Source organism: Streptomyces noursei (assembly GCF_001646665.1).
Lineage (GTDB): Bacteria > Actinomycetota > Actinomycetes > Streptomycetales > Streptomycetaceae > Streptomyces > Streptomyces lavendulocolor.
The window spans coordinates 350,182-368,473 of sequence record NZ_LWBU01000279.1 but is presented as its reverse complement, the minus strand read 5'-3'; the positions used below and the strand labels follow the sequence as shown (position 1 = coordinate 368,473).

The 18,292-nt window shown below is 75.0% G+C and carries 13 protein-coding genes; 5 read left to right on the top strand and 8 right to left on the bottom strand.

Annotation, left to right across the window (positions count from 1 at the left end; genetic code table 11):
- Positions 1–226: 226 nt before the first annotated feature.
- Positions 227–1,159: a MurR/RpiR family transcriptional regulator gene (locus A4V12_RS20325; protein ID WP_064070766.1), complete on the bottom strand. Its 933-nt coding sequence runs from the start codon at positions 1,157–1,159 to the stop codon at positions 227–229.
- Positions 1,160–1,352: 193 nt separating this feature from the next.
- On the opposite strand from A4V12_RS20325, the gene A4V12_RS20320 reads away from it, so the two are divergent.
- The 4 genes from A4V12_RS20320 to A4V12_RS20305 all read left to right on the top strand — a co-directional run bounded on the left by A4V12_RS20320 (position 1,353) and on the right by A4V12_RS20305 (position 7,936).
- Positions 1,353–3,986 carry a SpoIIE family protein phosphatase gene (locus tag A4V12_RS20320; protein ID WP_234372258.1) on the top strand — a complete coding sequence of 878 codons (2,634 nt, stop codon included), beginning with the start codon at positions 1,353–1,355 and terminating at the stop codon, positions 3,984–3,986.
- 59 nt (positions 3,987–4,045) lie between these two features.
- Positions 4,046–6,427 carry a SpoIIE family protein phosphatase gene (locus A4V12_RS20315; RefSeq protein WP_064070959.1) on the top strand — a complete coding sequence of 794 codons (2,382 nt, stop codon included), beginning with the start codon at positions 4,046–4,048 and terminating at the stop codon, positions 6,425–6,427.
- A gap of 71 nt (positions 6,428–6,498) precedes the next feature.
- Positions 6,499–6,837 carry a DUF3140 domain-containing protein gene (locus A4V12_RS20310; protein ID WP_064070765.1) on the top strand — a complete coding sequence of 113 codons (339 nt, stop codon included), beginning with the start codon at positions 6,499–6,501 and terminating at the stop codon, positions 6,835–6,837.
- A gap of 64 nt (positions 6,838–6,901) precedes the next feature.
- Entirely contained in the window at positions 6,902–7,936 is a 1,035-nt protein-coding gene (locus A4V12_RS20305; RefSeq protein ID WP_064070764.1) for a DNA topoisomerase IB, read from the top strand.
- Here the strand turns inward: A4V12_RS20305 and A4V12_RS20300 are convergent, their stop codons facing one another.
- Complete coding sequence (locus A4V12_RS20300) at positions 7,937–8,683, bottom strand: SDR family oxidoreductase (protein WP_064070763.1); 747 nt, start codon at positions 8,681–8,683, stop codon at positions 7,937–7,939. It lies immediately after the preceding gene.
- 414 nt (positions 8,684–9,097) lie between these two features.
- On the opposite strand from A4V12_RS20300, the gene A4V12_RS20295 reads away from it, so the two are divergent.
- Positions 9,098–10,327, top strand: coding sequence for an MFS transporter (locus tag A4V12_RS20295; RefSeq protein ID WP_234372257.1), 1,230 nt, complete (start codon positions 9,098–9,100; stop codon positions 10,325–10,327).
- 405 nt (positions 10,328–10,732) lie between these two features.
- Here the strand turns inward: A4V12_RS20295 and rfaE2 are convergent, their stop codons facing one another.
- The 6 genes from rfaE2 to A4V12_RS20265 form a co-directional block, all read right to left on the bottom strand.
- On the bottom strand, positions 10,733–12,133 hold the full coding sequence (gene rfaE2 / locus A4V12_RS20290) for a D-glycero-beta-D-manno-heptose 1-phosphate adenylyltransferase (protein ID WP_064070762.1): 1,401 nt from the start codon (positions 12,131–12,133) through the stop codon (positions 10,733–10,735).
- Positions 12,130–12,789, bottom strand: coding sequence for a D-sedoheptulose-7-phosphate isomerase (locus A4V12_RS20285; RefSeq protein ID WP_064070761.1), 660 nt, complete (start codon positions 12,787–12,789; stop codon positions 12,130–12,132). Before A4V12_RS20285 ends, rfaE2 begins: the two co-directional genes overlap by 4 nt.
- 79 nt (positions 12,790–12,868) lie before the next feature.
- The gene (locus tag A4V12_RS20280; RefSeq protein WP_064070957.1) at positions 12,869–14,083 is read right to left on the bottom strand and encodes a glycosyltransferase; all 1,215 of its coding nucleotides are present in this window, start codon (positions 14,081–14,083) and stop codon (positions 12,869–12,871) included.
- A 209-nt stretch (positions 14,084–14,292) separates the two neighbouring features.
- Positions 14,293–15,258, bottom strand: a complete 966-nt coding sequence (locus A4V12_RS20275; protein ID WP_064070760.1) for a glycosyltransferase — start codon at positions 15,256–15,258, stop codon at positions 14,293–14,295.
- Positions 15,259–15,274: 16 nt separating this feature from the next.
- On the bottom strand, positions 15,275–16,942 hold the full coding sequence (locus tag A4V12_RS20270; protein WP_064070759.1) for a carbamoyltransferase family protein: 1,668 nt from the start codon (positions 16,940–16,942) through the stop codon (positions 15,275–15,277).
- Between the two features lie 85 nt (positions 16,943–17,027).
- Positions 17,028–17,996, bottom strand: coding sequence for a UDP-glucuronic acid decarboxylase family protein (locus A4V12_RS20265; RefSeq protein ID WP_064070758.1), 969 nt, complete (start codon positions 17,994–17,996; stop codon positions 17,028–17,030).
- Between the last annotated feature and the right edge of the window lie 296 nt (positions 17,997–18,292).

Sequence of the window (18,292 nt, the reverse complement as noted above, 5' to 3'; positions counted from 1 at the left end):
CGCGGGGAGTGCGGAGCGCCCGGCCGGAACACCAGGGGCGGCGCGAGGAGGGAGCGCCGTCACACCGGTGTTCTGCTCGTTCCCCCGGTGTGTTGCACCGGGGTGTCCGAGCAGTAAATATATTTACCGTCGAGTAAGCAAGCGTATGAAAAATTTCATGCGGCTCTCGGTGTGTAAATGTCTGAAAATGCCCTTGTGGGGCGGGGGGAACACGCCGGATGCGGACTCAGTCGTCGAGGAAGAAGTTGTGCTGCTCGGCGGCCTGCTCGTACCCCTCCAGCCGCAGCTGCGTCCGCTCCGGGTTGGCGTCCGCCATCGCCTGGAGCACCGATGCCGCCAGGACGCCCGGCGCCGCGTACGAGTCGAAGACCAGCCGCGACCCGGTCCCCGCGGTCAGCGCCACGTCCGCCTCCTCCACCAGCGGCCCGAGCGTCAGGTCGGTGATCAGCGCGATGCGCAGACCGGCCCGGCGGGCCGCCCGCATCGTGGAGAGCGTCTCGTGCGCGTGCCTCGGCATGGCGAAGGCCAGCACCCACGTCCCGCCCGCCTCCCGGGACTGCAGCAGCGCGTCGTAGGCGACGCTGCCGCCCCGCGTCACCAACCGCACGTCCGGGTGGATGCGCCGGGCCGCGTACGCGAAGTACTCCGCCAGCGACACCGAGATGCGCAGACCCAGGACCGTCAAGGGCACCGAAGCGGCCAACTCGCTGCCGACGTCCAGGATCTGGCTCGGATCGGCGACCAGGCGGCGCAGGTGCTCCAGGTTCTCGATCTCCGCGTCGATCGCCGCCTGCAGCTCGTTGCGGCGGATCTCCTCACGGGTGTCCGGCGTACCGGCCACCGCGCTCAGCGCGATGGGCTGCAGCGCCTCCCGCAGCGCGGGGAACCCGCTGTACCCGAGCGACGTCGCGAACCGCGTCACCGACGGCTGGCTGACGCCGACGCGCTCCGCCAGGTCCGTGATCGACAGGAACGCCGCCTCCGTCAGGTGGTCGATCATGTACTGGGCGATGCGGCGTTGGGCGGGCGACAGCCGGTGGCCGCCGAACAGCGCCATGACCCGGTCCATGGGAACAGCGGGGGCCGACTCCTCCGTGGGGGACGGCCTGCCCGGCGTGATCGCAGCCGCCTGCGCGCGTGCCTGCTGCCCTGATGGCACCCGTGGGCCTCCTTCTTGTCCTTATTGCGCTCAACATAGCTCAACCGGTGCGACCCCCTCCGGGAGTCCCGACGTGCACGACGAGCACCGACGTGCACGACGCGGGCGCTCGGGAGCATGCTGGCTGTGTGCCCCGGCACCGCGCCTCCACCACGACGGCGCGCCGGACCACCCCGCTCAGTGAGGCTGGGACATGCCAGGCAATGCGCACAGCAACGGCACCGGGACCGCCCAGGGCCCGCCGGACCGGCTGACCCTGGAGCTGGCGGCCGCGACGGTGGACGCCGTCGAGGCCACCGGCGCCTTCGCGGGCGGCGTCTACCTGCGCGCCGGCACCCCGGGCCTGCTGCGGCTGGCCGCGCTCGCCGGACTGCCCGCCCGGCTGTTCCGCCCCTGGTGGCGCATGCACACCAACCGCCCCTTCCCGGTGGCCGAGTCCCACCGGTACGGCACCTCGATCCACCTCGCCGACGCCGAGGACGCGATGCGCCGCTTCCCCCAGCTCATGGCGGGCCTGCCCTACCCGTTCGGCTCGCTGTACGAGCCGGTCACGCACGGCCGCGACGCCTTCGGGGTGCTCGTGGTCCTCCGCGCGGCCACCCCCGGCCGGCCGGTCGACCCCGCCGACCGGCAACGCATGCGGCACACCGCGCAACGCCTCTCCGAGAAACTCGCCGACCTCACCGCCCGCGGCGCCCCCGTCGTCTGGGACGGCCCGCCCGTCAACGTCCAGCTCCCCGCCGGCGACACCCCGCCCGTCCGCACCGGCCACCTCCACTGGGACCCCGACACCGGGGCCCTCACCATGGACGGCCCCCTCCACACCATCCTGCGGGGCGCGGCCACCCCGCCCCGGGGCACCGGCGGCCACGACCCCGGCACCGCCACCGGCGCGGCGCCGGACGCCCCCCGGGAACCGGGCGGCCAGGACCCCGAGGACGGACCCGGGCACCCCCACCCGCCCACACAGCCCCACACGCACCCCCACACGGACGCGGAGGGCCCCGGAAGGCCGGACGCCACCGGCGTCGACACGCTCGCCGCGCTGCTCGCACCGGAGGACGCGTACGGGCTGTGGACCGTCGCCCGCCAGGTCGCCGACTCCGGCCGGCCCCGCAGCCGCCGCATCTGGCTGCGGGCCCTCGACGGCCGGCCGTGCCTCCTGGAGGTGACGCGCACGGAGAACGGCCTCCACGGGGCCCTGGTGGAACCGGGCGTCGGCCCCGTCGTGGCCGCCGGCGCCGACCGGCTGCCTGGCGGGGTCTGCTCGCTGGACCGGCTCGGGCGGATCATGTTCGCCAGCCGCAGCGCCGAGACCCTCCTCGGCCGCGGCCGGCCCGAACTGGTCGGGCAGGTGCTGTGGGACGCCCTGCCCTGGTTCGGCAGGCCCGCCCACGAGGACCACTTCCGCGCCGCGCTGCTCTCCGACGAACCCGTACAGTTCCAGGCCCGCCGCGACGGCGGGCGGTGGCTCTCCGTCACCCTCTACCCGGGCCACGAGGGCGTCACCATGACGCTCACCGCCACCGACCGGCCCGCCTACGCCCCCGGATCCGTCGCCGCGCCCGGCGCCGGACTCGGCTCCCCGGCGGACCGGGCGTCCATGCTCTACCGCCCCGTCGCCCTCGCCATCGCGCTCACCGAGGCCGTCACCGCCCGCCAGGTCTCCGCCGTCGTCACCGAGGAGCTCCTCCCCGCGTTCGGCGGCCGCCAGCTGGCGATCTACCTCCTCGACGAACGCCACCTCCACCTCGCCTGGGAGACCGGCTTCCCCCAGGGCTTCCTCAACCGGTTCGACGGCGTCCCCCTCGACGCCCGGCTGCCCGGCGTCGAGACCCTCACCACCGGCCGCCCGATCTTCTTCGAGTCCATGGAGCACCTGGCCGCCGCCTACCCCGGCATCCCCATGGACGCCCACGTCGGCGCCCGCGCCTTCCTCCCCCTCATCGCCTCCGGCCGCCCCGTCGGCTCCTGCATCCTCGGCTTCGACCAGCCCCGCGGCTTCAGCCCCGAGGAGCGCACCGTCCTCACCGCCCTCGCCGGCCTCATCGCCCAGGCCCTCGAACGCGCCCGGCGCTACGACTCCGAGGCGGCCCTCGCCCGGGGCCTCCAGGACGCCCTCCTGCCGCACCGCCTGCCGAAGCTCCCCGGCGTCGAGACCGCCGCCCGCTACCTCCCCGGCACCGAGGGCATGGACATCGGCGGCGACTGGTACGACGTCATCGACACCGGCCGCGGCATCGCCCTCGTCATCGGCGACGTCCAGGGGCACGGCGTCGCCGCCGCCGCCACCATGGGCCAGCTGCGCAGCGCCGTCCGCGCCTTCGCGCTCAGCGAGCACGACCCCGAGGAGGTGATGAGCGGAACCAATCGGCTGCTCATCGACCTCGACGTGGGCCAGTTCGCCACCTGCTGCTACATCGTCCTGGACGTGACGACCGGCACCACCCGCGCCGTACGCGCCGGCCACCTCCCGCCCCTGCGGCGTCACCCGGACGGCACAACGGACGTCCTCGACCTCCCCGGCGGCGTCGTCCTCGGCATCGACCCCTCGGCGTCCTACCCGGTCACCGAGGTGCGGCTGGACCCCGGCGACATCCTCGCCCTCTACACGGACGGGCTCGTCGAGCGCCCGGGCACCGACATCGACGTCGGCATCGAGCGGCTGCGCCACGCCCTCGCCGGCATCGGCACGTGCCCGCTCGCCGACTCCGCCGAGCGGCTCATCCGCGAGGCGACCCCCGCCGGGGACCGGCCCGACGACATCGCCCTGCTCCTCGCCGCCCGGACGGCCGTGGACGGCCGCCCCGGGCCCCGCACGGCATGAGCGCGGTTGTGCGGCGCCGGACGCCGACCGACCATGAGGAGACGGAGAAGGCAGGTGCCATGAGCGCGGTGTACGCGGCCGAGGGTGCCGACTTCCGCGGCCCCCTCGACGTCACGAAAGCGGCCACGGCCGCCCTCGACGCCGACGGGACGGTCGTCGGCTGGGGCCCGGCTGCCCACGCCCTGCTGGGCTACCCGGCGAACGAGGCGGTGGGCCGCCCCATCGGATCCTTCATCGTGGACCGCCCCGGCGAGTACCACCTGGCCACCCCCCTGCCCGGCGCCGCCCAGGCCCGGCACAAGGTGCTCCACATGCGCCGCCGGGACGGCCACATCATCCGGGTGGCGACCGCCACGCTCCCCCTCTCCCACGACGGCACCGGCCCCGCCCGGCTGCTCGCCGTCGCCGACGCCGACGAGACGGAACGGTGGGAGGCCCTCCAGTCCATGCTCCGCGGCCTGGCCACCCAGTCGCCCGTCGGCCTCGCCATCTACGACACCGACCTGCGGGTCGTCTGGACCAACCACGCCCTCTACGAGGAGATGGGCACCCTCCAGTACGCCGGCCTCGGCCCCGACGAGATGGTCGCCCGGGGCGAGATCCTCTCCGACGGCTACCCGGCCACGCTGGAGGAGACCATGCGCGAGGTGCTCGTCACCGGCGAGCCCGTCATAGAGCTGCACTACAGCGGCCGCCCGCCCGCCGACCCCGAGCACGACCACGTCTGGTCCTGCTCCTACTACCGGCTCCAGGACGCCGACGGCCGCCCCCTCGGCGTGTGCGAGGAGACGGTGGACATCACCGACCGCTACCTGGCCCAGCAGCGCCTGGACCTCCTCGTACGGGCCGGCGGTCGGGTCGGCACCTCCCTCGACATGACCCGCACCGCACAGGAGCTCTCCGCCGTCGCCGTCCCCCAGTTCGCCGACGGCATCACCGTCGACCTTCTCGACGTCGTCCTGGAGGGCGACCAGCCGACCGCCGAGACACTGACGGCCGGACGCGTCGTGCGGGTGTGGCAGGGCCCGGCGGACCGGCCGCACGGCTCCGGCCCGGACGGCGTCGACTACCCCGAGGGCTCCCTCCAGGCCCGCTGCCTGGCCGCCGGACACCCCGTCCTCGACACCTCGCCCGACACCGACGGCCCGCACTCCCGCCTCGCCGTACCCCTGCGCACCGAGGGCGCCTTCCTCGGCGTCGTGACCTTCTGCCGCGACGCACACCCCGACCCGTTCGAGTCCGGCGACCTGCCGCTCGCCGACGAACTCGTGGCCCGCGCCGCCGTCTGCATCGACAACGGCCGCCGCTACACCCGTGAACACGCCGCGGCCCTCACCCTCCAGCGCAGCCTGCTGCCCCGCCACCTGCCCCGCCTCACCGCCGTGGACGTCGCCCACCGCTACCTGCCCGCCGACAGCATGGCCGGCGTCGGCGGCGACTGGTACGACGTGATCGCCCTGCCCGGCACCCGCGTCGGCCTCGTCGTCGGCGACGTCGTCGGCCACGGCGTCCGCGCCGCCGCCACCATGGGCCGGCTCCGCACCAGCGTCCGCGCCCTCGCCCGGCTCGACCTCCCGCCCGACGAACTCCTCACCCGCCTCGACGAACTCATCACCCACGACGTCCACGAGCAGACCGCCACCCAGGCCGAGCCCGACGACGCCGCCCTCGGCGTCACCTGCCTGTACGCCGTGTACGACCCGGTCACCGGACGGTGCAGCATGGCCCGCGCCGGCAGCCCGCTGCCGTCCGTCGTCGACCCCGCCACCGGACGGATCAGCCACCCCGACATCCCCGCGGGCCCGCCCCTCGGCCTGGGCGGACTGCCCTTCGAGAGCGCCGAGTTCACCCTCGCCGAGGGCAGCCTCGTCGCCCTGTTCACCGACGGGCTGATCCAGGGCCGTTCCAGCGACCGCGACGCCCAACTCGACGCGCTGCACCGCGTCCTCGCCGAACACCACCGCCCGCTGGACGACCTGTGCGACCGGATCGTCGGCACCCTGCTGCCCGGCCCCGTCGACGACGACGCCGCGCTCCTTCTCGTCCGCACCCGCACCCTCGACAGCCACGAGGTCGCCGCCTGGGACCTGGCCGACGACCCCGAGGCCGTCGGCCGGGCCCGCGCCCTGGCCACCGGACAGGTGGACGCGTGGGGACTCGACGGCGAACTGTCCTTCACCACCGAACTCGTCGTCAGCGAACTCGTCACCAACGCCATCCGATACGCCTCCGGCCCCATCCAGCTGCGGCTCATCCGCGACCGCACCCTCATCTGCGAGGTCTCCGACACCGGCCACACCTCGCCCCACCTCCGCCGGGCCGGCAGCGACGACGAAGGCGGCCGGGGCCTGTTCCTCATCGCCCAGATGACCCAGCAGTGGGGCACCCGCTACACCCCCACCGGCAAGACGATCTGGGCGGAGCAGCCCATCCCGCCCTGACCCCACCGTGTTTGACCAGGGGCGGCGACGGAAACCCGGGAGACGGCCACACGCTTCGGAGGAGGTACGCCATGGCAGTGTCCGAACAGGTCGACGACGCGCTCTGGGCGGAGTTCCACACCGTCGTCAACATGACCTCGCGCGAACTGCAGGAGTGGCTCAGCACCGAAGCGGCCGGCGAACGGACCGAAGAGGTCCCCGACCGCGCGGGGAAGCCCCTGGGCCGCCACGTCCTCGCCATCCTCGGCAAGCGCCGCACCGACCTCACACCGGACGACGTACGCGCCATGGAACGGGTCTGCGAGATCGTCCGCTCCCAGCGCGACCCGTCCCTCGACCCGCGGGCGGGCGGCACCGACTGGCGGCACGGCCTGATGGACATCGGTCACGACCCGCTCAAGCCGGCCTGACCACCACCAGCCACGCGGATTCCCCACCGCACGCGGCGTCCGGCGTCCCGACGAGGAGGATCCGTTGCGTCTGCACCACAGCCGCCCCACCGACCCCGGCTACCGCCGCAAGCGCCACGGCCGGGGTTTCCGCTACCTCGACCCCTCGGGGCAGCCCCTGCGCGACCCGGCGGAACTCGCCCGCATCAAGGCCCTCGTCATCCCGCCGGCCTGGCAGGACGTCTGGATCTGCACCCGCCCCAACGGCCACCTCCAGGCCGTCGGCACCGACACCGCCGGACGCCGCCAGTACCTGTACCACCCCCAGTTCCGCGCCGAACAGGAACAGGCCAAGCACGAACACGTCCTCGACGTCGCCGAACGCCTCCCCGCCGTCCGCGAAGCCGTCGAGGCACACCTCGGCGACCGCGGCCTCACCCGGCGGCGCGTCCTCGCCACCGCCGTCCGCCTGCTCGACCTCGGCTTCTTCCGCATCGGCAGCGACCGCTACACCGAACTCAACAACAGCTACGGCCTGACCACCCTGCGGCGCGACCACTCCAGCTGCCGGGCCGGCGCCGTCCTCTTCTCGTTCAACGGCAAACACGGCAAGGAGATCGTGCGGACCGTCGCCGACCCCGCCGCCTGCCGCACCCTCACGGCCCTGCTGCGCCGCCGCGGCGGCGGGGACCGGCTCCTCGTCCACTGGGACCGGCCCACCTGGCGCGAGGTGAGCGGCGAGGACGTCAACGCCTACCTCAGGGAACTCGCCGGGCTGGAGATCTCCGCCAAGGACTTCCGCACCTGGCACGCCACCGTCATGGCGGCCGTCGCCCTCGCCGTCTCCGAACCCGTCGCGCGCAGCGAGACCGCCCGCAAGCGCGCCATCGCCCGGGCGGCCCGCGAAGTGTCCGGTTACCTCGGCAACACCCCCGCCGTCTGCCGGGCCTCCTACATCAACCCGCGCGTCATCGAGCTGTACGAGGAGGGCGTCACCGTCGCCGCCGCCCTGCCCCGCCTCGGGGACGAGGGCACCCACGGCACCCCCGCCACCCAGGGACCCGCCGAGCGGGCCGTCCTGCACATGCTGCGCACCGGACGCCCGCCCGAGAAGGTCTGATCACGGCCAGGACGGCTCCTTGCGCGGCACCACCACCAGCTCCGACACGGCGCTGCCCGCCGGAACCGACAACGCGTACAGCACCGTGTCCGCGACGATGTCCGGACTCTGCAGCATCGACACGTCGGCGTCGGGGAACCGCTCCAGGATGAACGGCGTCTCCATACCGCCCGCGATGACCCCCGTCACACCGATGCCCGGGCAGTCCCGCTGCGCCTCCTTGAACAACGTGTGCGTGAACGCCCGCAGACCCGACTTCCCGGCCGCGTACGGGCCGGCCTCCGTCCAGGTGCGGTTCGACGCCGTCGACAGGATGTTCACGATGTGACCACCGCCCCGGGCCACCATCCGGCGGTACGTCTCCAGGCACAGGTACATCGGCCCCAGCAGGTTCGTGGTGACCACCCGGGTCACCTCCTCCGCCGTGAGGTGCTCGATCGGCTTCGAGACGTCCACGGCCGCGTTGTTGACCAGCACGTCCACGGCCTGCCCGTCCCGCTCCAGCTCCCGGAACACCTCGGCCACCGCCCGCGCGTCCGTCACGTCCAGCTCCACGAACCGGGCGTCCCGCCCCTCCTGCGCCAGCTCCTCGCACACCTCCCGCGCCAGCTCCTTGCGCACGTCCGCGACCAGCACGGAGGCCCCCGCACCGGCCAGCGCCCGGGTGATCGACGCACCCAGCCCCCGCGCCCCGCCGGTCACCAGCGCCTGCCTGCCCCGCAGATCGACCCGTACTCCGCCGTCCATGCACCACCTCCGCGCTCCGCAGTCCTTGCCCCTCCACTGTGGCCCGCGCCACTACGGACGGCATGCCGGACGGTCACTGTGAGCAAGCACACCAGAAGTACGGAAAGCCCAGGTCAGGCCCGAAAAAGCCACCCGAACCACCCCTGACCAGGCCCGTTGGCCCCTTCATGGCACCACCCCTTCTGCCACCATGGTCGACGCCGAGCGACCGCCTCCCACGGGGCCCGCGGCGGCAGACAGATCCGGTGGACCGGCCGTGCAGTGCAGCAGGCGCCTCACTTCCGCCGAATTCCGCCATCCGAGTCCACCGGCTCGTCACCCCCCGAACTCACCGTGCTTCCTTCCTCCCCGCCCACCGCCCCCGAGCGCCCGCGCGCCGACCGCTCGCCGTGGCGCTCCCTCAGGTACCGCAGCATGCGCTGGTGGTCCGTCGCGAACCTGGTGTCCAACGCCGGTACGTGGATGCAGCTCACCGTCCAGAACCTGCTGGTCCTCCAGATCACCGGCTCCGCCGCCGCCACCGGCCTGTCGCTCTCCGTACAGGCCGCCCCCGGCCTGCTCATGGGCGTCGCCGGCGGTGCCGCCGTCGACCGCTGGCCCCGCAAGCTCACCGCCGCCGTCAGCCAGGCGCTGCTCGGCGCGGTCGCCTTCACCACGGCGCTCCTCATCGCGTTCGACCAGCTCGGCCTGGGCGTCCTCATGGCCCTGGCAGCCGTCACCGGTCTCATCGCCACCGTCGACGGACCCGCCTGCGCCCTGCTCGGCAACGACCTCGTCCGCGCCGAGGACGTACCGTCCGCCATCGGCGTCGGCTCCCTCGTCAGCAACGCCGGGCGACTCGCCGGCACCGGGCTGGCCGGTCTCGCCGTCGGCGTCTTCGGCACGGCCGCCGCGTACGTCGCCAACGGCGTGTCGTTCCTGTTCGTCGCCGCGGTCGTCCCCTTCCTGCGCCCGGTGGCGACCGCCGTCACCAAGGCCGCCCCGGCGGCGCCGCGCGACGACGACGGCATGACGGTCCGCCAGGGCCTGGCCTTCTTCGCCCGCCGCCCCCGGCTCGTCGCCCTGGCCGGCATCACCGGCATCAGCGCGATCTTCGGCCGGAACTACGGGCTCACCCTCGCGGTCCTCGTCACCGGCCCGCTCGCCGGCGGCGCCGCCGACTTCGGCACGGTCTCCACGGTCCTTGCCGTCGGCGGCATCATCGGCGCCGTCCTCGGCGCCCGGCTGCGCAAGCCCTCCGTACGGCTCGTGGGCACCCTGGCCGCGGCGGGCGCGCTGCTCCAGGTCGTCGCCGGTCTCTCGCCCTCGCTGGCCGTCCTGCTGGTCCTGGTCCTGCCGATGGCCGTCGCCGAGTCGGTGTCCGACACCGCCGGCACCACCGTCCTCCAGACCGACCCGCCGGCCGACATGCGCGGCCGCGTCCTGGGCGTGTGGGGCAGCATCAAGACCGTCTGGGGCCTGGCCGGCCCGCCGGCCCTCGGCCTGCTCATGGAACTGGCCGGCGCGCGCGGCGCCCTCGTCACCGGCGGCCTGCTGATCGCCGGCACGATCGGCGCGGGCCACCTGCTGCGGCGTCGCCGCGCGGCGGAGCCCGTGGTGACCCCGGTCCTCACCCCCCGCCCGGCGCTCTCCACCGCGGCCTGACCCCCCGGGCGCGCCGGTGCCCACCACCCACCACCCGCAGTCGGCGTCCGCCCGGGGTGGGGCCGTGCAGGGGCGCCCCCGCAGAGGTCGGCGGCTACGGACGGGCTCCCTTTCCGGTGCCCAGGGCCGCCGGCCTCGAGGAGGCGAGCCCGGAGGGGCACCGCCCCCCACCCACCGGCGGTACCCGCCGGACGGGCACCGCCCGGGAGGGAGGCGCCGCCCCGGGGGTGACCGATGGAAGTCGCCGCCCCGTCCCGGGACGATTGCCCACAACGGCGAGGCGCCGGCCTTGCGGGGCGCGGGCCACAACGGCGAGACGTCGGCCCTGCGGGGCGCGGGCCCACGGGCGAGGCGCCGGCCTTGCGGGCCCCGGCCGGGGCGGGGTTCCGGCGGGGCCCGGTGGGGTCAGCGGCCCGGGGGGCGGATGGGCGCCGCGGCTTCGGCCGCGCGGCGGGCCAGCAGCGTGGTGGAGCGGCCGTCGAGGTACGGCAGCACCACCGCCTGCCCGCCCCAGCCCCGCAGGACCTCCGCCTCCGGCAGGTCCTCCGCGGAGTAGTCGCCGCCCTTCACCCACACGTCGGGCCGCAGCCGGCCCAGCAGCTCCGAGGGCGTGTCCCCGTCGAAGACGGCGACCGCGTCGACGCTGCCGAGGCCCGCGAGGACCCGCATCCGGTCGGGCAGCGGGTTGAGCGGCCGGCCGGGGCCCTTCAGCCGCTCGACGGACTCGTCGGAGTTGACGCACACGATGAGGCAGTCACCGATCCGGCGGGCGCTCTCCAGCAGGCCCACGTGGCCCGCGTGCAGCAGGTCGAAGCACCCGCCCGTGGCGACCACGGTGCCGCCCCGCGCCCGTACCTGCTCGGCCAGCACGAACGGGTCGGTCTCCGGCACCTCGCGCCGCGCGTCCGGCGGGGGAGTGCGCCACAGCGACGGGTTCCCGGCGCCGCCCGCCGCGACGAACGCGGCCGCCTCCGCCACCGCCCGCTGCACCGCCTCCTCCGGCAGGGCGCCGTCCGCCAGCGCGGCGGCCGTCGCCGCGGCGAAGCAGTCGCCGGCGCCGCACGCGTCGCCCTCGGCCCGGTACGGCGCGGGCACCAGCATGGGGGTCGCGGCGCCCGGCCGGGTCAGCAGCACGCCCCGCTCGCCGAGGGTGACCGCGACGGCCGCCACCCGCCAGCGTTCGGCCAGGTCGGCGCCCCGTTCCGCGAACGCGCGCAGCGAGTCGCCGTCGCCGCGGCACAGCGCCATGGTCTCGGCGGCGTTGGGTGTGACGATCCGCGCGCCCGGCACCGGCACGTCGCCCTTGAGGTGCGGGTCCCACACCACGGGCACCTTGGGCGCCACGGCGGCCAGGTGCTCGCGTACCGCGCTCGCGGTGTGCCGCCCGTAGTCGGCGACGAGCACGGCGTGGGCCTGCGCGAGGGTGTCGCGCACCGCCCCGTCGGGCTCGCCGGGGGCGCCGCCGCCGCGGTCGATCCGCACCAGGGGACGGCCGCCGGCGAGGACCCGTGTCTTCACCGGCAGGGTGCCGTTCAGGGGCAGTTCCACCAGCCGGACACGGCCGCGCAGCGAGCGCCGCACCGCCTCGCTGGCCGGGTCGTCGCCGAGGGCGGTCACCAGCACCACGTCCCGCCCGCCGCGCGTGGCGAGGGCGGCCGCGAGTCCGGCGCCGCCGGGGCGCCGCTGGTCGCCGGTGACGTCGACGACCGGTGCGGGCGCGTCCGGGGCGAGCCGGGTGGACACGCCTTCGATGTCCTCGTCCAGCAGGACGTCACCCACCACGACCAGGGGCTTGTACTCGCTCATGACATCCTCCGCCGGGCCGCGACGGGCGCCGCCGCGCCCGCCGCACGAGTGGGCCGTACCGACGCCGCGGCGACCGCCGCGTCGAAGGACTCGCACAGCAGGTGCACGGCCACGAGATGGGTCTCCTGCACGGTCGCGGTGGAACCGGTGTCGACGCACAGCGCCTCGTCGGCCGCCTCGGCCAGCGGGTTGGGGCGCGGACCGGTCAGCGCCCACACCCGGAGCCCGGCCTGCCGCGCGGTCACGGCCGCCGCGATCAGGTTGGCGCTCGTGCCCGAGGTGGACAGCAGCACCAGTACGTCGCCGGGGCGGCCGTGTGCGGCGACCTGGCGGGCGTACACCTGGTCGAAGCCGTAGTCGTTGCCGATGGCCGTCACGCTGGACGTCTCGGCGTGCAGCGAGATGGCGGAGAACGCGGGCCGTTCCCGCTGGTAGCGGCCGACCAGCTCGGCGGTCAGGTGCTGGGCCTGCGCGGCGCTGCCGCCGTTGCCGGCGGCGAGGAGCCGGCCGCCGACGGGCAGGACGGCCGCGAGGTGGCCGCCCCATTCCGCGAGGCGGTCCAGGTGGTGGCGCCGGAGCCGGTCGAGCGCGTCCTGCAGCGCCCGGCAGTGTTCGTGCGCCGCTTCGAGGGTGGGGGGAGCGAGGGGATCGGTCATGGCGTTCGGGCGAACCGCGTTCGGGGAACGGCGGCGGCGCCCACACCTCCTTCGGGCTTCGTCGTACCGGTGGACCGGGTCAGGCCACGCCCGTCACGGCGGGCCTGGCGGCGAGCACCGCGGCGTACTCCTTCTCGGTGGCCGCGGCGACCCGCGCCCAGCCGTACCGGCTCAGCACCCTGCGCCGGCCGGCCGCGCCGCAGGCGGCCCGCCACGCCGGGTCGGCGAGCAGTTCCCCCACCGCGCGGGCGAGCGCGTCGGGGTCCCGGGGCGGCACGAGCCGCCCGGTCTCCGGGTCGGCGACGGTGTCGAGCTGCCCGCCGACCGCGCTGGCGACGACGGGCCGCCCGCACGCCATGGCCTCCAGCGGCACGATGCCGAACGGCTCGTAGTCCGCGGGGCACAGCACGACGTCCGCGCTGCGCAGCAGCGGAGCCACCTCCTCGGGCGCCACGCCGCCGGTGAACCGGACCCGGTCGGCGACACCCGCGAGCCGGGCGATCTCACGCAGCCGGCGCACCTCCGGGTCCTCGTGGAGCCGGCCGGCCGGGGGGCCGCCGACGACGAGGAGTTCGGTGTCGGGCAGCCGGGTCAGCGCCGTGATGGACACGGCCGCGCCCTTGCGGGGCACCAGCCGCCCGAGCTGGAGGAGCCGGTAGCGGTGGCCGCCGTCGCGGTCGGCGGCCGGCCCCTCCGGGCGGAACACCTCGGTGTCGACCCCGCACGGCACGACCCCCACCTTGCCGGCGGGTATGCGCATCCGGCCCAGCTCGTACACCTCGTCGTGGCAGGTGGCGATCACCCGGTCGCAGCCGAGGCCCACCTCCCGCTCCAGCGCGAGGCGTTCGGGCGGGCTGGTGTCGGCCTGCTTCTGGTGGCGCCGCTTCACCGTCCCCAGCGCGTGGTACGTGTGCAGGAACGGCAGGCGCGCCTCCCGGGCGGCCCGCAGGGACGCCACACCGGACATCCAGAAGTGCGAGTGCACCAGGTCCGGTGCGCGGCCCCGCCACTCCCGCGCCATCCAGCGGCCGAAGTCGTCCATGTACGGCAGCAGTTCGTCCTTCGGGATGGGCTCCGGCGGCCCGGCCGGCACATGGTGCACCTCGACGCCGGGGCGCAGCAGCACCCGGTCGGGCAGGTCCCGCGCGTCACGCCGGGTGTACACGGTGACCCGGTGGCCCCGGTCGGCAAGGGCGCTCGCCAGGCGGGCGACGTGCACGTTCTGGCCGCCCGCGTCGACACCGCCCAGCACGGCGAGGGGACTCGCGTGCTCCGAGACCAGTGCCACGGACATCCCGGGGCCGCCGCGCACGGCGGGGCCGTCCGCACCGATGTCGATGTCGATCGCCTCGGCATCCCGCGCGCCGGTGCCGTCCGCGCCGGCGTCCAGCGCCTCCAGGGCTTCCAGGGCCTCGGCCTCCGCGTCGATGTCACCGAGCGCGTCGACGTCCGCGGGGCGCCGGTCGGACCCGGTGTCCACCGGGTCCTGAGGGTCGAGGGATGTCATGACCGCACCTCCGTCATCACGCGCTCCCAGTCGTCCAGGAAGCGTTTGAGCCCGTACCGTTCGAGCACCGCCTGCCGGGCCCGCGCGCCGTCCTCGGCCGCCGCCTCCGGCTCGTGCACGTAAGCCCGCGCGGCCCGCGCCAGCACCTCGGGCCGCGTCGACAGCGTCCCCGCACCCGCCGGGACCGCCTCGACCGCCTCCGTCGTGGCCAGCGCCACGACCGGCATGCCCAGGTGCATCGCCTCCAGCAGGGACAGGCCCAGCGACGTCCAGCGGATGGGGTGCAGGTACAGCCGCCGCTCCGCCATCGCCGCGTGCAGCTCGCCCTGCGGCAGGTCGGCGCTCCGGCACCGGTCCTCCGGTACGCCGAGGTGCCGGGCCAGCCCCTCGGTGCGCATGCCGAACACGTCCAGCGGCGCCGCCTCGGACAGTGCGGGCAGCAGGTCCGTACCGGTGTACCGGCCCCTGCGCACCGGCTCGTTGACCACGACGGCCGCGCGCGGCAGGCGCCCGGTGTACAGGTGCCCCGGGTCGACGATGCCGTGCTCGATCACCTCGGTCCTGGTCGAACCGTTGTCCCAGAACAGGCGGTTGAAGTGCGTGACGTGCACCAGCGTCACATCGTCCCGGCCGGCGCACGGGTGCCGGGTGCCGGGCACGTCACCGTCGGGGGCGTTGTGCTCCAGGTACACCGCCGGCACGTCGCGGCCCGGACGGCGTCCGCCCAGCCAGCGTTCGGCCAGCTCCCACTCGTGCGGGCGCTGGAGGACCACCAGGTCCACCGGCGTCTCCCGCAGCCGTTCGGGTGTCACCTCCCGTACCGAGTCGGGCCAGGTGAAGGTGCGCGCCCGGCCGAGTCCGTCCGGACCCCGGTCGGGGGTGACGGGCACCAGGTAGGTGTGGGGCCCCTGGACGAACGACGTCGTCCAGGACCCGTGCACGTGCCAGAGCAGGATGTTCATCGTCCGTGTCCTCCCGTCACCGCGCGGCGTCGTCGGTGTCGTCGGAGCGGAAGAAGTCCCCGCGCCGCACCGCGTACGGGCCGATCGCCAGCAGGTCCACGGGCGACGAGCCGAAGCACTCCAGGGCGTCGCGCGGGTCGTCCACCATCGGCCGGCCGGCCGTGTTGAGGCTGGTGTTGACCACGACCGGCAGCCCGGTGCGCCGCTCGAACTCGGTCAGCATCCGCGCCACCAGCGGCTCCGACCGCCGGTCCACCGTCTGGATGCGCGCCGTGCCGTCGACGTGCACCACGGCCGGGATCCGCTCCCGCCACTCGGGCGCCACGTCGTGCACGAACAGCATGTACGGGCTCGGCACCACCCCGTCGAAGATCTCCGCCGCCCGGTCGGCGAGCACCATCGGCGCCACCGGCCGGAACTGTTCCCGCCCCTTCACGTCGTTGAGCCGCTCGAGATTGCCCGCGTGCCCGGGGTGCGCCAGCAGCGAACGGTGCCCGAGGGCCCGCGGCCCGAACTCCGAACGGCCCTGGAACCACGCCACGATCGCGTTGTCCGCCAGCGCCTCCGCCACCGTCCCGGCGATGTCCGCCGGCCGGTCGAACGGCACCGCCGCCGTCTTCAGCCAGGCTCCGAGCTCCGAGTCGGACCAGTCCCGGCCCAGGTCGGCACCCGCCATCGGGTCCGGGTCGTCGCCGCCGCCGGCCGCGAGGAGCAGCGCCCCGCCCAGCGCCGTACCGGCGTCACCGGCGGCGGGCTGCACCCACACCCGGTCGAACGGCCCCTCCCGGGCGATCCGCGAGTTGGCCACGCAGTTCAGGGCCACACCCCCCGCGAGGGTGAGGAGCCGGTCGTGGGTCTGGCCGTGCAGCCAGCGCGCCAGGTCCAGCAGCGTCTCCTCCAGCACGGCCTGCGCGCTGGCGGCGACATCGGCGTGGTCCTGCGTCCACGCCTCGTCCGGGCGGCGGCGCGGGCACAGCTCCGCCCACGGCACCCCGGTCGCCCGGAACCCGCCGTCACCGGTCGGGTGTACGTACCGCCGCAGCTCCGGCAGCATGCGGGGTCTGCCGTGCGACGCGAGCGCCATCACCTTGAACTCGTCCGACGAGCGCAGGAACCCGAGGTGGTCCGTCAGCTCCTCGTACACCAGCCCCAACGAGTGCGGCAGGTCCTGCGCGTACAGCGCCTCCAGCCGGTCGTGGACGCGGCGCGCCGCCAGGTGCGAGGCGCGCTCGCCCCGCCCGTCGAGCACCAGTACCGAGGAGGTGCCGGCGTCCTCGGCGGCGAACGCGCCCGACGCGGCGTGCGCCATGTGGTGCGGTACGAAGCGGACGATCTCCGGGTCCAGTCCCGGCAGCGACGCCTTGAGGAAGCCGGGCGCCTCTCGCGCGTACGTCAGCCGCAGGTGGTCCCACGGGTCGTCCAGGCCCATCTCGCCGGCGGGCCGGGCCAGCCGGGGGTCGAAGGAGTACGCCACCGCGTCCAGGTCCTGCGGCCGCAGGCCCGCCCGCTTCAGGCACCAGGCGGCGGCCTGCTCGGGCAGTTCCCAGGCGGAGAACGGCAGCGGCCGCTTTCCGTGCTTGCGGCGTGAGAACCGCTCCTCCTCCGCGGCGGCGACGGTCCGGCCGTCGATGACCAGCGCGGCGGCCGGATCGTGGAAGAGGGCGTTGATTCCGAGAATGCGCATGGGGTCCCAGGCCTTTCGGCGAGTCGGGGGTGCGGCGGGTGGTGACGCGGGTGGCGCGGGTGACCGGGTTGCCGGGGCGTCCCGGTCAGGAAGGGGCGTCCTCGTGATCGCGGAACCAGGCGATGGTGCGCCGCAGGCCCTCCTCCGCGTCGATGCGCGGCTCCCACTGGAGCTTGTCGCGGGCCAGCGTGATGTCCGGGCAGCGCACCGCGGGGTCGTCCGTCGGCCGTTCGATGAAACGGATCTCCGAGTCCGAACCCGTGAGCCCGATGACGAGCCGCGCCAGTTCCAGCATGGTGATCTCGGTCGGGTTGCCGATGTTCACCGGGCCGCGCAGCCCGTGGGCGGCCGCGGCGAGGATGCCGCGCACCGTGTCGTCGATGTAGCAGAGCGACCGCGTCTGGAGCCCGTCTCCGGTCACCGTGAGGGGCTCGCCCGCCAGCGCCTGGCGTACGAAGGTGGGGACGGCCCTGCCGTCGTGGCCGCGCATCCGCGGGCCGTACGTGTTGAACAGCCGGACGATGCCGGCGTCCGTGCCGTGCACCTCCGCCTCGGCGGTGGTGAGCGCCTCGCCGAACCGCTTGGCCTCGTCGTACACGCTGCGCGGCCCGACCGGGTTCACGTTGCCCCAGTACCGCTCGTTCTGCGGGTGCTGCTGGGGGTCGCCGTACACCTCGGAGGTGGAGGCGAGCAGGAACCGGGCGTCGCTGCGGTGGGCGAGGGCCAGCGCGTGGCGGGTGCCGAGGCTGCCGGTCTCCAGGGTGTGCAGCGGCAGGCGCAGGTAGTCGGCGGGTGACGCGGGCGACGCGAAGTGCAGCACCAGGTCGGGCGGGCGGTCGACGGTGAACGGTTCCGACACGTTCGCCTCGACCAGGGTGAAGCCGGGGTGGTCGAGGAGGCCGGATATGTTCTCCGGCCGGCCGGTGCTGAAGTCGTCCACGCACGTGACGGCGGCGCCCGAGTCGAGCAGCGCGTGGCACAGGTGCGAACCGACGAAGCCGGCGCCGCCGGTGACGACGGCGTGCTCCCAGCTGCGCGAGAAAGCGGTGGTCATGCGGTCTCCTCCGGACGGTGCGGTACGCGAACGGCGGGCGAGTGCCCTCCGCACCTGCGACCAGGCTGGGCCGAACGGGGGCCGGGGGCGCGGTGGTCTGGTCCGTTGGAGTGGTCACCGAGGGTGAGCGGGCCGCTGAGCGGTCTTTTCCGTCCGCCGGGGGCCGTGCCGTCCTGGTGGGCGGCACCAGGGCGGTGGGTGGTGGGGTCGGGGCCCCTCCGGGCTCACCTCCTCGGGGCCGGCGGCCCTGGGGCACGGGGAAGGGGAGCCCGCCCGTCGCCTCCCCCGAGCTCTCG

Excerpts from the sequence above, each read along its gene's own strand:
- A4V12_RS20285 (WP_064070761.1), bottom strand. The coding sequence starts at position 12,789 with ATGACCGATCCCCTCGCTCCCCCCACCCTCGAAGCGGCGCACGAACAC.
- A4V12_RS20310 (WP_064070765.1), top strand. The coding sequence starts at position 6,499 with ATGGCAGTGTCCGAACAGGTCGACGACGCGCTCTGGGCGGAGTTCCAC.
- A4V12_RS20295 (WP_234372257.1), top strand. The coding sequence starts at position 9,098 with ATGCGCTGGTGGTCCGTCGCGAACCTGGTGTCCAACGCCGGTACGTGG.
- A4V12_RS20275 (WP_064070760.1), bottom strand. The coding sequence starts at position 15,258 with ATGAACATCCTGCTCTGGCACGTGCACGGGTCCTGGACGACGTCGTTC.
- A4V12_RS20280 (WP_064070957.1), bottom strand. The coding sequence starts at position 14,083 with ATGTCCGTGGCACTGGTCTCGGAGCACGCGAGTCCCCTCGCCGTGCTG.
- A4V12_RS20300 (WP_064070763.1), bottom strand. The coding sequence starts at position 8,683 with ATGGACGGCGGAGTACGGGTCGATCTGCGGGGCAGGCAGGCGCTGGTG.
- A4V12_RS20270 (WP_064070759.1), bottom strand. The coding sequence starts at position 16,942 with ATGCGCATTCTCGGAATCAACGCCCTCTTCCACGATCCGGCCGCCGCG.
- A4V12_RS20315 (WP_064070959.1), top strand. The coding sequence starts at position 4,046 with ATGAGCGCGGTGTACGCGGCCGAGGGTGCCGACTTCCGCGGCCCCCTC.
- A4V12_RS20265 (WP_064070758.1), bottom strand. The coding sequence starts at position 17,996 with ATGACCACCGCTTTCTCGCGCAGCTGGGAGCACGCCGTCGTCACCGGC.
- A4V12_RS20320 (WP_234372258.1), top strand. The coding sequence starts at position 1,353 with ATGCCAGGCAATGCGCACAGCAACGGCACCGGGACCGCCCAGGGCCCG.
- rfaE2 (WP_064070762.1), bottom strand. The coding sequence starts at position 12,133 with ATGAGCGAGTACAAGCCCCTGGTCGTGGTGGGTGACGTCCTGCTGGAC.